The sequence below is a fragment of the Cyanobium sp. BA20m-p-22 genome (assembly GCF_024346275.1).
Lineage (GTDB): Bacteria > Cyanobacteriota > Cyanobacteriia > PCC-6307 > Cyanobiaceae > Cyanobium_A.
On the sequence record NZ_JAGQCQ010000108.1, the window covers coordinates 1 to 10,632 of the forward strand.

Below are 10,632 nucleotides of genomic sequence, written 5' to 3' on the forward strand. Positions count from 1 at the left end.
CAACAGGGGACCGAGATCTGGCTGCTGGCTCAAGGCCTCCAGGCTGATCCAGTGCACCTCCCCCAGAAACACCCGCAGGTTTCGCATTAGCTGGGCCGGCCCCAGCCTGTGGCGCTGGTGTGGCGTGATCACCACCACCTCCAGGTGCTCCACCTGCGGGTGCCGCTGCAGAAAGCGGTAGGTCTGCGCCGCCAGGCAGTGCTGGAAACCTGAATCCGGGTGCATCTGCACCTCCAGGAGCACCACCGGGCACCCTGGGCCAGAGCACGCCATCGAGGCGGTGGCTGAGCTCTTTGATTTCAAGAGCTTCAAATCGATAGAGCCGATCGCCGAGAGCGGTTGGGTCGAGGCCCAGCGCGTTGGCGGCGGCGGCTGAGCCGGGCAGGAGTGAGCGGATCAGATCGGGGGCGCTCTGGAAGACCCGGTAATACCAATGGTCGGTGTATGGCCTCCGGCCGACTTTGTCTACACTGGCTGCGGGCGCTTGCTGGCGAAGAGGTAGCCGCTGCTTGGGGTTGGGGCTGCAGGTCGTGCGGGAGGTGGTGGTGCCGGGTGTTGCTGGGGTGCGGCGGCCCCGGGGTTCGTTCCGGCTGGGAAACCTGATGGCTTAGGGGGACGCCAGCCGCCATGCCAATTTGGGCTCCTCCTCGAGTTTGTACAGCCTGAATCTGTACAGCTGTACAGACTCCTGCACAGTTGCAAATCAGAGAGGGAACTAGGTGTTGCGCATAGAGAAGGGCAGGTTGCGGTTGCCGCCATACACGGAGCATCTGGCCGCGCTTGAGGGCTGGGTCGTAGGTGGTTCGTTCCGGCTGAGTTCGGATGGGGCCGATGATCCCCGCTCGCTCTCAGCGGCAGATCTCGAAGCTCCCATCCTTGAGCTCCTCTTCGCTGCCTGCTCGCTAAGGCTCCTGGTGCAAGGTGACTGGTCATCCCACCAAGCCCCAGCCGTGGGCATCGAGGATCTCCAACACGGCAGGTTCTGGGGAGATTGCAGGCCAATGCATCAGATCGCCGAGGCATTCCTCCTCCCACGCATCGGTGCAACGCTCGTAAAGCGCCAGGTTGGTGCCGAGGGGTAAAAGGCGCGAGGGATAGATAAGCCCATCGGGTTGCTCAGCCGCCTCGTGCCACCAGTACGACCAGGCCTGGCACACCGGCAACTGCTCGCAGGTGCTGAGCAGCTGGGCATCCAGATTCAGGCGGGCCAGGGCCGCCCCCCTGAGATCCAACACCTGCAGATCACGAAGAGCTATGAGCCTGGCAATGCAGCGCTCCTCCAGTTCCTGGCGGCTGAGGAACTTCACGGCCGCCGGAAGGTGGCTGGCCATCATTTGATGGCCAAAAGTTTCAGCAAAGGCTGTCTCCAGATCGCCCGCCACATAGAGCACGCCAAAGGCAGCATCAGGAGCATTCCAACGGCCCTGCCCATGCCGTCCCCAATGAAGTGCAATGGAGTGGTGGCAGCGATGGATCCGAAGCCACTGGCTACCGGCAGCAATTCGCAGCAGGCGCAGCCCTCGGGCCTGTTGCGGCGGCGGCAGCGGCAGGCGCACGTCAGCGAGCCAATTGGCAGCCAAACTGGCGTGCCTTACGGCTCACCTCCTCCAGTGCCAGCGGTTCCGCTCTGCACAGCAGAGCGGCCGGGGTGTCGCCCAGCGCAGGGTCAGGGCTCAGCAGAAAGCGCACCTGAGCCGGGCCGCTGTCGGTGTCGAGCAGGGGCAACACCGCTTCCAGGGCTGGCCACACCCGCCCGCCGGCCAGATCGAACTGAAAGGCCGGATACACGGTATGTTTGCCATGGCGCCAACCGAGCAGCCGCTTGCGATCGCGCCGCTTGCGCACTCCCTCGCCACTCAGCTTGAGCAGTTGCTGCACTTCTGCACAGCTAAGGCTGCCGCCGCTGGACTTGAGCAGCTGGGCTAGGGCCTGCTCGCCTCGCAGCCGTAGCAGCGCGTGCCGCGGCGGTGGCGTCGGCTCTAGGCGCCAGGCCTCGATCACCAGCTCTGTGAGCAGACTGAGGTCGTCGAGGGCCACTGGAGCCTGCCGATGACTCATCGCCTGTACAGGCCCTCCCGGCAAGGCCAGTTTGCTGAGAACCAACTGATTCACGCGCAGCAGCAACGCGCTCGCCTGGGGGTCGCCCGCAAGTACAGACGCAGGCCCCGACTCCTGAACAGCCATGACGGCAACCTCGAGCTTGCAGTGCGGGTTGGCTTTGTCAGTATGGCGCACTCATCAGGACAAAGCCAACTGGGTTGGGTTGATTGCCTGGGGCTAGGTGGCACCGGGGTTCGTTCCGGCTGGGAAACCTGACGGCTCAGGGGGAGGCCAGCCGCCATGCCAATTTGGGCGCCTCCATGAGTTTGTACAGCTGTACAGACTCCTGCACAGTTGCAAAACAGAGGGGTCGTCTCAAGTGTTTCCCGCCAGCCAGGCGGCCAGTGCTTCCAACTTCTCCAGCGGCAGCGGCTGGGTCGAGGCCCAGTGCGTTGGCGGCGGCGGCTGAGCCGGGTAGCAGTGAGCGGATCAGGTCGGGGGCGCTCTGGAAGACGCGGTAATACCAGCGTCCGGTGTTCACTGGCAGCGGCGCTTGCTGGCGAAAAGGTAGCCGCGGCTTGGGGTTGGGGCTGCAGCCCGTGAGGGGCTTGGTGGGTTTGGAGCCTCGTTAGCGGCAGGAGGCTGAGCGGTTTGTTCGGGCTGGGGCGCCTGGCGGCTCAGGGGGAAGTCCTTCTGATGCACTCAAAGAAGAATCACAGGCTCACCGACTGCAGCTAGAAGCCGCGCAGCCTCCTGGTCGAAGGTCACCAGTTGTTCGCTGCCTAGTTGGCGGCCTCCATAGGCAATCACTCCATCGGCGAAGTCACCACCGGCGGCCAGGAGCTGCAGCCCGATGCCCACAGCTGAGCGATCCACCCGCACGCTGGCGCTGGCCAGCAGTGCTTCGATGGCGCCAATGCAGTCGCTGGCGCTGAAGCGATACACCCGCCGCAGCACCCACACCAGTTCGCACAGCACCGGCAGTGGAACACCCACCAACTCTGCCTGCACCAGCGCCCGCACCAGCACGTTGGTGTCGGCGGTGATCTTCACAGGCTTGAGCTGCCTGATTTGCGCTCGCTGCTGGACAGCGCGGCCCAACCAGCCTCCATGGCCTCGTGCATCTCCTCCAAGCTGGCTCGGTGCTTGCTGCGCCCGGCCAGTAGCCCTATGAAACCGTTGATCGTGCCGGTGGCCTGTTCGGCATGGGGCTCGAGCCGCCCACCGGGCAGCACCTCCACGTCAATCCGCTGGCCGGGCTCAACGCCGAGATGGGCAAGCAGCTCCTTGCGCAAGGTCACCTGGCCCTTGGTGGTGACCGTGAGGGTTGCACTGCGTGAGCGTGCCGGTGGTAACCGCATGGCCGAAGCATCAGCTGAGCCCAGCGTAAGGCGGTTCTGCCTTGTGCGACCAGCTCCAGCGACAAGGGCCGCTTCGCCTTCCTGGCGCCCCTCCGCAAGCCGGGCCTGCACTGCCCTGGTAAGAAAGATTTCTTCTCAGAGAATGCGGGCGATCTCCATAATTTGCTGCTCGGTGAGTTCAGGCAAACGTTGCACCAGATAGGCGGTACACCAGATAGGCGGTACACCAGATAAGCGGTAAAACCTTGTCTAGATCATGGCCGCACTGGCAGGGTGAGCAGGTTCAGCAGGGGGTCGAGATCTGGCTGCTGGCTCATATCCTCCAGGCTGATCCAGTGCACCTCCCCCAGAAACACCCGCAGGTGGCGTGATCACCACCACTTCCAGATGCGCCGCCAGGCGGGGCTTGATGCATCTGGAACCCCATTGGCGGTTGGAGGCAGAGCGGTTTGTTCGGGCTGGGGCGCCTGGCGGCTCAGGGGGAAGCCAGCCGCCATGCCAATTTGGGCGCCTCCTCGAGTTTGTACAGCTGTACAGACTCCTGCACAGTTGCAAATCAGAGGGGCCGCCTCAAGTGTTTCCCGCCAGCCAGGCGGCCAGGGCTTCCAACTTCTCCACTGGTAGGGCCTGGATCTGGGCGGTGGTGGCTTCGCTGAGGGGGCCGCAGCGGCGGTTGAGGAGGCGAAGGGTAACTTTTGGCGGCTTCCTGGGCTTTGCCCTCCTGGAGCCCCTCTTGGCGGCCCGCAGCAAGCCAGTTCTGTACGGCCCGGGTGTGGCGGATCTCTTCGCGGGGAATGCCGGCAATCACCATGATTTACTCCGGCAGCACCCGGACTCTCTACAGCGTCGTGAGGAGGTGGTGCAGACGCTGCTGATGAGCAGCAGAGGGCATCACACGTGCACGGCGCCAACGCCTCACAGACGATGGGCTCACATCCAGGCGCGCAGCCAGAGCAGGGAGCCCACCAACCTGAAGGTGCAAGGCTGCTTCCACTAAATCAGCGATTTCCTGCCGCTCAATCTCAGCATCAGTCGTGCTGTTGATCCGTTCCCAGTCGGCCCGGGCTGTGGCGGCATCCCAAGTCCCGTCAGGCTTCTGGTGCATCAGCTCGCCGTTGGCCGTGAGCCTGTATTTCACGAGTGTTGGCTTTTCGGGCGGAGATGATTCGGAACCGTCCTTGCCGCTCGGTGTAGATGACAACGAAGAGTTTCCCCTGGATCTCACCGTAGAAACGAAACCGATCTTCGCCGTAGGGGAGCCGTTGATCGGGTTCTCTGAAACCCGAGGGGTCTGAGAAGGCCTGGGTCGCAAACCCAAAGTCGAAACCACGGTCTTGGAAGGTTTGCTGGCTTTTGTTGTCATCCCACTCAAACTCCAATGGCGGCAAGGGATCAGCCCTCGATCATCCAGGGCTTCCAGCTGTGGATGCAGCGTAAGACCCTCATAGGGTTCCTGCAGCCAGAACCCTGGCGCCCAGGTCGTCTGTCAACAGTGCGCGGAGTTGATGCGGTGTGTTCTGGAAGATCCGGTAGGTCCAAGCGGTCGGTGTTGCAAAGTTGCGGCGCTGGCTGGCGAAAACGTAGCTGCTGCTTGGGGTTGCAGCTCGTGAGCAGCTCGTTCGGGCTGGGACGCCTGGCGGCTTGGGGGGAAGTCCTCCAGATCAGGTTCACGCCCGCAAGCCGTGTTTTCACGGATGCCCCCAAATGCGCTCCTGTGCTGCTCTGGCCAGAGGGCTGAATAGGCGGATGAGGTGAAGGTTGCTGTGGTGATCAAGCGGCTGGAGGCGCCAGTTCAAGCATCTGATTCGGCCCGGCAGGGTTACGGTGGCGGGAAAGTCCAGTGATGAACTGGCGCCCGGCACCCTGCGCAGCATTGAAAAGCAGTCTGGAGGTCTCCTTCGATGAGTCACACCTACGCCGTGGTGATTGAACCAACGGGCACCGGCTTTTCGGCCTACGTACCGGATCTGCCTGGATGTGTGGCTGCTGGCTCCACCCGTGAGGCCGTGCGGGGCGAGATCCGAGCCGCGATCCAGCTCCACCTCGATGGCCTGCCCGCGATGGCTTGGTGGCTCCGGCCTCCAGCAGTTCGGTGGAGATGGTGAGGGTATAGGCCCCACCTCGTTGGCGGGTGGCGGCTGAGTGGTTTGTTCGGGCTGGGGCGCCTGGCGGCTCAGGGGGAAGCCAACCGCCATGACAATTTGGGCGCCTCCATGAGTTTGTACAGCTGTACAGACTCCTGCACAGCTGCCGAATCAGGCGTTGGCGGCCGGGCCCGGATCCCGGCGGTAGCGACGTCAGTGCGAGGAAAGCGCCTCCGGCGCGATGGCCGATGCGCACCACGCGGTAGTGACCCGCCCGTAAGCGGCGCAACCCTTCGGGAGGGCGGCGAGCGCTTTGGCGGTGGACGGGCTGGGACTCCTGGTGGCTTAGGGGGAAGCTTCTCAGACGCGATGCAGCGACACGTCGTAGCCAGGCCAGTGACCATCGGATGACACGGCCATCAGCCCCTCGACCCGCGCCTGGGCAATCAACAGCCGATCAAAAGGGTCGTGATGCACCAGGGGCAGCTGGGCGGTTTCAATCACATGCGCATCGAGCACCGGCAGGAGCGCAGCACCGGCGCCAAGGCTCTCATCGCGGAAGGCGGCCGGTGTCACGTCCAACTTGCCGAGACGGTGCTTGATGGCCACCTCCCAGATGCTGGCGACCGACACCAGGCAGGGGCTGGCGACCAGCAACTCTCGTGTATTGGATCCCAGCCGTGGATCGTCGAGGAGCCACCAGAGCATCACCTGGGTGTCGAGCAACAGCCGCATCAGCTGTTGAACAGCTCGGCCACCTGCTGATCCACAGCCTCACCGAAGGCGGCATCCACCTGGTTGGCCAGGAGCTCGGGCGAGGCCGCTGCCAGAGCGCCAAGCCGCTTCAAACCGGCGGCCGACGCGCACGGCACCAACTTCACCTGGGCCTTGCCATGGCTGGCAATGATCACCTCTTCACCGGCCAGGGCTGCCTTCACCAGCCGCGACAGCTGGCTCTTGGCATCCAGCATGTTCACCTGCATGACCACCAGCTCGGCACTTGGCCAGCCTAGCCAGAAATGGGTGTCGGCTTGCAGGTTGGCGAAAGGAAGCGCCTGGATCTGGGCGGTGGTGGCCTCGCTCAAGGTGGGCTGGGGTAACCGTTGCACCAGCTCACCGAGGCAACACAACCGTGTCTAGATCAGGCCGCCTGACCAGGATCTGCTGGCTCAGGTCTTCCAGGCTGGTCTAGCGCACCTCCCCCAGAAACACCCGCAAATGTCGAGTTAGCTGGGGTCGGACTGGGATGCCTACTCGAGTTTGTACAGCTGTACAGACTCCTGCACAGCTGCGAATGGAGGAGTGAAACCAGGAGGTAGGGGCCAGCCAAGACGTCAGCCCTGCTTGGCGCGCAACTGAGCTCCACAACCAGCAGATCGGGCTGGCTTGATCGCTCAGCAGGCGGCAGGGCAAGCGGCAGGGCAAGTGAATGGGAGCCGGCGCTCTTCAGGAATACGATTTAGAGCAAGACTGAAGACTTATATGGAAGGCTTATATGGAAGACTTATATGGCAATTATTGGCAAAATCTAGGCACAACAATTCAACAAAACTGCAGGCGGGCAGGAGCTATTATCGGCTCACCGAGCTACCCCACCTGTAAGCGGCGGAAGTACCGCACACTTCAAAAATTGAGGGGGCACTAAAAACGAACATTTAGGCAGCCAAGACGATGCGAGGCTCGGCGCTGATGCGGTACGACTGTAAAAAAAGCCGAATAAATTAAAATCACGCTTTGCAGTTCTGCACAGACCGTACGGAATCTTGGGCAGTGCTTTGAAAGGTTGCGGATCGGCAGGTCAACGGTGGCGCCCCATCGTTAAGTCAGCCACCAGCCCAAGCCTCCCGCTTGGTCCGGGAGCGGACTAAGCTTGTCGCAAAGGGACCGGCACCCCATGGCTGAGCGTGTTGTGAATGTGCATGAGGCCAAGACCCACTTTTCGCGGCTAATCGATGCCGCCCACGCCGGTGAAACGATCCTTGTGGCCAAAGGTGGAACACCCTGGGCGCGCTTGGTGCCTCTCGAGCCATCGTGCCGCGGGCGCAAGGCCGGAGTTTTGGCTGGCCGCATCACACTGCCAACGCCGGAAGAGCTACTGCAGCCTCTGCCGGAGGAGGAGCTTGCTGCCGCTGAGCACCCCCTGCTTTGGCCAGGTCCACGATGACCCAGCTCTTGCTCGACACCCATGCCCTGCTTTGGTGGCTGGCTGAGCCGGATCGGCTCTCGCCTGCCGCCTATGCCGGCATCAATGACCCCGCCAACGCGGTGTATGTGAGCGCCGCTTCCGGCTGGGAGATCGCCACCATGGTGCGCATCGGCAAATTGCCTGGCATCGGCGAACTGCTCAACGACCTTCCCCAGCTGCTCATCGCTCAGGGCTTTGAGCTGCTGCCCATCACGCTGCAGCAGGGCCTGCATGCCGGCAGCTACCCCATGCCCCACCGTGACCCCTTTGATCGCCTGCTAGCCGCCCAGGCTGAGCTGGCCATGCTCAAGCTGGTGACTCTCGATCCTGCCCTGCAGGTCTTCCCTTGCCGGCTTCTCTGGTAGCGCCATCAGCCGGTGGTGGCGTTGGCGACGCTAAGGCGCTCAAAAACAGCCTTAGAGGCTCTGTACAAGCTGTACAGATTCCTGCTCAGCTGCAAATCAGAGGGGTCTCCTCAAGTGTTTCCCGCCAGCCAGGCGGCCAGCTCTGCCGGGCCCTGGAAGTCGAGCAGGCCCTGGATCTGGGCGGTGGTGGCTTCGCTCAAGGGGCCGCAGCGGCGGTTGAGTTGGCAGCGGAGAGTCATCTTGGCGGCTTCGCGGGGGATGCTCGAATCGGGGCCGCCGCCTTTGGAGAGACTGTTTGTTCGGGCTGGGGGTGCTGGTGGCTCAGGGGAAGCGAATCCTGCTTCGCTGCCGTTGCTGGGAGCTGCGCCCATCAGCGCCACCGCCAGCAGCGGTTCCACCCTGTCCTCGGTAAGGATGCCTTACCGCAAGGAGGTTTTCGGCGTAGACTGGATGGGCTCGCGTGGGGCTTGCAATGGAGGTCGCCACACTCACCGCCAAGGGGCAAATCACCGTGCCCAAGGCTGTGCGTGACGCCCTGGGTCTGCGGCAGGGTGATCTGCTCAGCTGGGAGCTGGAGGATGGCTCGGTGCGGGTGCGGGCCGTGGCACCCCTGGATGTGGCCTATCTGCAGGGGCTGGAGGGCACGCTGAGCGAGTGGAGCAGCCCGGCCGATGAGCAGGCCTTTGCAGAGCTGTGAGTGCTTTCGACAGCTTTGCTGTGCTTCGGGTGCCGTTTCCGTTCACCGATCGCCTGGCCCAGAAGCGGCGGCCTGCTCTGGTGCTCTCCCAGCCAGCCTTTCAGCAGGCCTGCGGCCACCTGCTGCTGGCGATGATCACCTCGGCGCGCCAATCCTCCTGGCCCCTGGATTGGCCGATTGAGGATCTACAGGCTGCGGGCCTGCCCCAACCCTGTGTGGTGCGTCTGAAGTTGTTCACCCTGGATGAGCGACTGGTGCTCGGCCCCTTGGGTGCCCTGGCCGATGGTGATCGCGCCGCTGTGATTGCCCAGCTGGCCAAGTTGTTCGGCAATCCAGGGCCAGAAGTTGGTTGATTGCTTAGGGAACAGCCATGGCCTGCGGATTAGCCGCCGCCTCCAGCCGTTGAGAGCTATTACTGCTCTCAATTAGGGCTACGGCCAAGGCTCAGAGCGTTGGTTGCGGCTGCAGCCCGTGCGGGGCTTGGCGGGCTTGGAGCCTCGCTGGCGGCTCAGGGGGAAGTCCTCAATTCTGTACGGTCTGTACAGAATCTTGAGCGTTGGCGAATTGGGAGCAGCTAATCAGGAGCAGCGAATCAGGCGTTCTCCGTCAGCCAGTGCAGACGCCGATTACGCGGCCCTTGCCCATCGGCGCGGGGCAAGCAGGCTGGAGACGCGTCTGTCAGCCGATCAGTTGCAGAGGTAAGTCCAGGGCGTGGGCACACTGGCCCAAGCCACGGTCGGCACTGGCCAGGGTGAGTTTGTGGCGCTTTGCCAGGGCGAGATGCAGGGCGTCGCCGGAGCGAAGCGGCAGATCTTGGCTCTGCTGGAGCCACTGGCGGGCCTGCAGAAAGTCGCTGCCACGCGGCTCCAGCAAGCGCAGCCGCTCCTGGCGGAAACACTCAAACTCGCTCTCGATCCATCGGGCCCGTTCAGCCGTGAGCTGGCCACGACGCACACATGTCGCCACCACACCAGCAAACTCCAGCAACACCCAGTGGCTGATCCAAAGTTCCGTGCCATCGCGGCTGAGCAGCCACTTCTCGGAGGCGTCAAAGCCGCTGTCGCCCAGGAAGAGCGACAACAACACGCAGCTATCCAGATAAACGGGGCCAGCCTGCTCACCTGTCGTGACAGTCATGGCTCGTCGCGCAATTCACGCACCAACTCCACGGCACTGGCTTCCATGGGTGGGGCTTCCGCGTGCAACCGCCGCAGCCGCTGCACCCAGGTACTGGCGCCAGGCTCACGGGCAGAGCCGTGATCGCGCACCAATCGAGCCACCACCTGCCCCCGCCGCGTGATCACCACCTCGTCGCCCGCCTCGACGGCGTCGAGCAATGCCGACAACTGGGCCTTGGCCTCCGCCAAACCAACCGTTTTCATGACCAGAATCGACAGCAAATGACCAGATGACCATCTGGTCACCAAGAATCTAGGCCGAACCAGGGAGCAGGGAGCTCTTCAGGGCGGAGTATCCGCCGGCGCCACGTAATTCTTGGCCGTGTGCTTGCGCCAGCTGCAAATCAAGCGTGGGGAACTAGGCGTTGCAAATTAGGCGCTCAGGTAAACGGCGAGCGCTCGCTGGCGAAAAGGTATCAGGAGGTTGGGGTTGGGTTGCAGTTTGGGCGGGGCTTGCGGAAGCATTCGCGATCAGGTGTTCCCCGCCGGCCAGGCCCATCAGCTTCAGGCGGTAGCTCCCTGGGGCGCCGGCGCCGGCTGGAACATGAACATTGAATAGATCACGTTGCGGCGCATCTGGGTCATCATCTCCAGGAACATGTCGTAGCCCTCGTTTTTGTATTCGATCAGCGGATCCTTCTGGCCGTAGCCGCGCAGGCCCACCGATTCCCGCAGGGCGTCCATTGCCTGCAGGTGCTCACGCCAGAGGGTGTCGATCTGCT

At 63.2% G+C, this 10,632-nt stretch carries 18 protein-coding genes and 2 pseudogenes; 6 read left to right on the forward strand and 14 right to left on the reverse strand.

Translation table 11 applies throughout. The features are described from left to right. From KBZ15_RS10535 to KBZ15_RS10560, 8 genes and pseudogenes are all read right to left on the reverse strand, one after another. On the reverse strand, window positions 1–246 hold a 246-nt coding region (locus tag KBZ15_RS10535), incomplete at its 3' end, for an Rpn family recombination-promoting nuclease/putative transposase (protein ID WP_255015179.1). A gap of 67 nt (window positions 247–313) precedes the next feature. Then, window positions 314–604 (reverse strand): annotated as a pseudogene (locus tag KBZ15_RS18670) (hypothetical protein); the annotation flags it as partial. Between the two features lie 325 nt (window positions 605–929). Continuing rightward, entirely contained in the window at window positions 930–1,556 is a 627-nt protein-coding gene (locus KBZ15_RS10540) for an RES family NAD+ phosphorylase (protein ID WP_255015181.1), read from the reverse strand. Between the two features lies 1 nt (window position 1,557). Further along, complete coding sequence (locus KBZ15_RS10545; RefSeq protein WP_255015182.1) at window positions 1,558–2,184, reverse strand: hypothetical protein; 627 nt, start codon at window positions 2,182–2,184, stop codon at window positions 1,558–1,560. Between the two features lie 558 nt (window positions 2,185–2,742). Beyond that, on the reverse strand, window positions 2,743–3,093 hold the full coding sequence (locus tag KBZ15_RS10550; RefSeq protein WP_255015184.1) for a type II toxin-antitoxin system VapC family toxin: 351 nt from the start codon (window positions 3,091–3,093) through the stop codon (window positions 2,743–2,745). After that, entirely contained in the window at window positions 3,090–3,401 is a 312-nt protein-coding gene (locus tag KBZ15_RS10555; RefSeq protein ID WP_255015186.1) for an AbrB/MazE/SpoVT family DNA-binding domain-containing protein, read from the reverse strand. The genes KBZ15_RS10550 and KBZ15_RS10555 overlap by 4 nt, the downstream gene beginning before the upstream one ends. A 570-nt stretch (window positions 3,402–3,971) precedes the next feature. Next, a complete protein-coding gene (locus tag KBZ15_RS18675; RefSeq protein ID WP_396123436.1) occupies window positions 3,972–4,205 on the reverse strand; it encodes a DUF4351 domain-containing protein in 234 nt (77 codons plus the stop codon). A 284-nt stretch (window positions 4,206–4,489) separates the two neighbouring features. Continuing rightward, complete coding sequence (locus tag KBZ15_RS10560) at window positions 4,490–4,789, reverse strand: BrnT family toxin (RefSeq protein ID WP_255015187.1); 300 nt, start codon at window positions 4,787–4,789, stop codon at window positions 4,490–4,492. A 397-nt stretch (window positions 4,790–5,186) separates the two neighbouring features. Here KBZ15_RS10560 and KBZ15_RS10565 point away from each other — a divergent pair. Together KBZ15_RS10565 and KBZ15_RS10570 are read left to right on the forward strand one after the other, a co-directional pair. Continuing rightward, window positions 5,187–5,306: pseudogene (locus KBZ15_RS10565) on the forward strand (type II toxin-antitoxin system HicA family toxin); the annotation flags it as partial. Beyond that, on the forward strand, window positions 5,303–5,506 hold the full coding sequence (locus KBZ15_RS10570) for a type II toxin-antitoxin system HicB family antitoxin (protein WP_255015189.1): 204 nt from the start codon (window positions 5,303–5,305) through the stop codon (window positions 5,504–5,506). The pseudogene KBZ15_RS10565 and the gene KBZ15_RS10570, both read left to right, overlap by 4 nt. A 339-nt stretch (window positions 5,507–5,845) precedes the next feature. On the opposite strand, the gene KBZ15_RS10575 is transcribed toward KBZ15_RS10570, so the two are convergent. Beyond that, window positions 5,846–6,220 (reverse strand): type II toxin-antitoxin system VapC family toxin, encoded by a 375-nt coding sequence (locus KBZ15_RS10575; protein ID WP_255015190.1) that lies wholly within the window; start codon window positions 6,218–6,220, stop codon window positions 5,846–5,848. Next, window positions 6,220–6,594 (reverse strand): type II toxin-antitoxin system Phd/YefM family antitoxin, encoded by a 375-nt coding sequence (locus tag KBZ15_RS18560; RefSeq protein ID WP_255015192.1) that lies wholly within the window; start codon window positions 6,592–6,594, stop codon window positions 6,220–6,222. Before KBZ15_RS18560 ends, KBZ15_RS10575 begins: the two co-directional genes overlap by 1 nt. 785 nt (window positions 6,595–7,379) lie before the next feature. Between KBZ15_RS18560 and KBZ15_RS10585 the strand changes: the two genes are divergently transcribed. Beyond that, entirely contained in the window at window positions 7,380–7,649 is a 270-nt protein-coding gene (locus KBZ15_RS10585; RefSeq protein ID WP_255015193.1) for a type II toxin-antitoxin system Phd/YefM family antitoxin, read from the forward strand. Next, on the forward strand, window positions 7,646–8,035 hold the full coding sequence (locus KBZ15_RS10590) for a type II toxin-antitoxin system VapC family toxin (protein ID WP_255015194.1): 390 nt from the start codon (window positions 7,646–7,648) through the stop codon (window positions 8,033–8,035). The genes KBZ15_RS10585 and KBZ15_RS10590 overlap by 4 nt, the downstream gene beginning before the upstream one ends. Window positions 8,036–8,145: 110 nt before the next feature. On the opposite strand, the gene KBZ15_RS10595 is transcribed toward KBZ15_RS10590, so the two are convergent. After that, window positions 8,146–8,433: a DUF4351 domain-containing protein gene (locus KBZ15_RS10595; protein WP_255015196.1), complete on the reverse strand. Its 288-nt coding sequence runs from the start codon at window positions 8,431–8,433 to the stop codon at window positions 8,146–8,148. Window positions 8,434–8,507: 74 nt separating this feature from the next. Between KBZ15_RS10595 and KBZ15_RS10600 the strand changes: the two genes are divergently transcribed. Then, window positions 8,508–8,732: an AbrB/MazE/SpoVT family DNA-binding domain-containing protein gene (locus KBZ15_RS10600; RefSeq protein WP_255015197.1), complete on the forward strand. Its 225-nt coding sequence runs from the start codon at window positions 8,508–8,510 to the stop codon at window positions 8,730–8,732. Then, window positions 8,729–9,085, forward strand: a complete 357-nt coding sequence (locus tag KBZ15_RS10605) for a type II toxin-antitoxin system PemK/MazF family toxin (protein WP_255015198.1) — start codon at window positions 8,729–8,731, stop codon at window positions 9,083–9,085. Before KBZ15_RS10600 ends, KBZ15_RS10605 begins: the two co-directional genes overlap by 4 nt. A 325-nt stretch (window positions 9,086–9,410) precedes the next feature. On the opposite strand, the gene KBZ15_RS10610 is transcribed toward KBZ15_RS10605, so the two are convergent. The 3 genes from KBZ15_RS10610 to KBZ15_RS10620 form a co-directional block, all read right to left on the reverse strand. After that, the gene (locus KBZ15_RS10610) at window positions 9,411–9,869 is read right to left on the reverse strand and encodes a type II toxin-antitoxin system VapC family toxin (RefSeq protein ID WP_255015199.1); all 459 of its coding nucleotides are present in this window, start codon (window positions 9,867–9,869) and stop codon (window positions 9,411–9,413) included. Then, complete coding sequence (locus tag KBZ15_RS10615) at window positions 9,866–10,114, reverse strand: type II toxin-antitoxin system Phd/YefM family antitoxin (protein ID WP_255015201.1); 249 nt, start codon at window positions 10,112–10,114, stop codon at window positions 9,866–9,868. Before KBZ15_RS10615 ends, KBZ15_RS10610 begins: the two co-directional genes overlap by 4 nt. Before the next feature lie 300 nt (window positions 10,115–10,414). Next, window positions 10,415–10,632: hypothetical protein (locus KBZ15_RS10620; RefSeq protein WP_255015202.1), on the reverse strand; the 218-nt coding region annotated here is incomplete at its 5' end.